The 2,170-nt window shown below is 75.1% G+C and carries 2 protein-coding genes and 1 pseudogene; 1 reads left to right on the top strand and 2 read right to left on the bottom strand.

All coding sequences use genetic code 11. The features are described 5' to 3' along the window. A partial coding sequence (locus GT030_RS06340; RefSeq protein ID WP_202459758.1) for a phage holin family protein occupies positions 1–1,349 on the bottom strand: 1,349 nt, incomplete at its 3' end. Positions 1,350–1,499: 150 nt separating this feature from the next. Then, entirely contained in the window at positions 1,500–1,931 is a 432-nt protein-coding gene (locus GT030_RS06335) for a hypothetical protein (RefSeq protein ID WP_135794565.1), read from the bottom strand. An 83-nt stretch (positions 1,932–2,014) separates the two neighbouring features. On the opposite strand from GT030_RS06335, the pseudogene GT030_RS06330 reads away from it, so the two are divergent. Continuing rightward, positions 2,015–2,170, top strand: a pseudogene (locus GT030_RS06330) (MBL fold metallo-hydrolase); the annotation flags it as partial.

Raw genomic sequence — 2,170 nt, 5'->3', positions numbered from 1 at the left:
GGGGTGCGACCGGCGCCGCGCGGCACGGGCAGTCCGCTGCCGGCGCGGACGAGGTCGGTGAGGGTGAGGCCGTAGCGGGAGCGGAAGGTTTCGCCGGGGCTCTGGCCGTGGTCGGAGAGGACGACCAGGCGGTAGGGGCGCGGGGCGTGCTCGGCGGCCTTCTCGATCAGCGCGAGGGAGCGGTCCAGGCGCTTGAGGACCTGGCGGGCGTCGCGGCTGTCGGGTCCTGAGTGGTGGGCGACCTCGTCGTAGGCGACGAGGTCGGCGTAGACGGCGGTGCGGCCGGCGAGCAGGTCGCCCATCACGGCGGCGACCACCACGTCCCGTTCGACGACGGTGGCGAAGGCGCGGACGAACGGGTAAAGGCCGCCCCGGCCGACGCGCGGGTGCGCGCCGGCGAACCGGGCGCGGGTGGACTGCCCGATCTCGCGGCCGATCTCGGCGAAGAAGGACAGCGCGGTGCGCACCGCGTTGGCCGGGTCGGAAAAGTAGGCGAAGTACCCGGCGCGGGAACGGTTCTCCCGGCCCCGGCGGCGGGTGGCGATGGACAGGACGAGGGCCTGTTCCCCGGCGCCGCCGCTGAACAGGTTGCCCCGGCTGGCGCCGTCGACGGCGAGGAGTCCGGCCTCACCGGTGCGGGCCGTCGCGCGGCGCTGCAACTCGGCGGCGGAGGCGGGCCGGTTGCAGACCATGACCTCGCCCCGCTCCTTCTCGTACCAGCGGAAGGCGGGCACGTCGTAGGTGCTGCCGTGCAGGATGCCGAGCTGGCTGGCGCCGGTCTGGCTGGACCAGTCGGTGCGCCAGGCGGTGAGCCGGTGGGTGGGCGGGATGACGCCGTCGGCGGCGAGCCAGCGGGCGACGGTAGGCATCAGGCCGTCCCGGACGGCGGCGGTGAGCACGTCGTGACCGACGCCGTCGAGCTGGACGCAGACCAGGCCGGGGGTGCTCGCGCAGGGCAGGGCGGCTCTCCGGCGCCGGTCGGCCAGCCGCAGCAGCCGGCGCCGGTAGGCGTCGTCGTCGCGTACGGCGAGCGCGCCGCCGGTCGCGGAGGCGACGGCGGACATCACGGCGGCGACGATGACGGCGGTCTCGGGCGCCACCTCGCCCCGCCCGGACGGGTTGAGGCGCAGGGCGAGCAGCAGCAGGGAGCCGTTGAGGAAGAAGACCAGCAGGCCGAGGAAGAGCGCGGGCACCAGCAGCAGCATCCGTACCAGCACCGGCCAGACGAGCGCCGACAGCAGGCCGAACGCCCCCGCGCCGCAGGCGGCCGTGACGGCGATACGGGTGGCGCTGTCGCCGTCGGGCGACTGGAGCCGGAAGTCGGGGAGGAGCCCGGCGAGCAGGAGCATCGTGAGCGTGGACACCGCCCACACCGTGACGCTCCGGCCGATCTGACCGGCAACCCGTCGCCACCCCACGCCCCGCGCACCTCACGTTCCGGCCCGCCCCGTGGGGCCTGTCCCCCACCTTGTCATACCGGCCGAAGGCGTCGGGACGGCTTATTTGCCGTCGTACCCGGCCGTCGGCATGGAGAGGCGCCGGTGCACGCGCGCCTTCATCCGGGCGTCGTACGCGGGTTCGGCGCTGCCCACGGTCTCCACGCGGACCCCGCGCCGGGCGCACTCCGCGGTGAACTCGTCCACCGAGGACAGCGCGCGTTCCAGCACCCTCCTGCTGGGGGCGACGAAGACGTCCACGCCGGGGCGTACGCCGTCCCACAGCGCGCCGTGGTCGAAGCGCAGGCCGCCGACGAGGAGTTCGCGGGTGACCACGAGGCCCTGCTCGGCGGCCCAGCGGGCGCACATGGCGTGCTGGCTGCGGGAGTCGACCAGGAAGGGGTCGGCCTCCAGCTCCTCCAGCGGGGTCAGGCTGGCGATGGCGGTGATCCGTACCGTCGCAAGCGCGGCCGAGGCACCCCGTAACGGTCCCATGGCGTCCCCTCACCTCCGGGTTTCGCCGCCGACCCTACCGCTGCCCGTAGGCTTCGGGGGAGTCGCGCGCGGAGGTGAGGGTAGTGCCGGTGGAGGTCACCTGGTGGGGTCACGCCACCTGCACGATCGAGGACTCGGACACCCGGGTGCTCACCGATCCCCTGTTCGCCTCCCGGCTGGCGCATCTGCGCCGCCGCCGGGGCGCGCCGCCGCCCGCCGGCGCCCGCCGCGCGGATGCC

It is taken from the genome of Streptomyces sp. SID1328 (assembly GCF_009865595.1).
Classification (GTDB): Bacteria; Actinomycetota; Actinomycetes; order Streptomycetales; family Streptomycetaceae; genus Streptomyces; species Streptomyces griseoluteus.
This window is presented reverse-complemented; position numbering and strand designations above follow the sequence as displayed.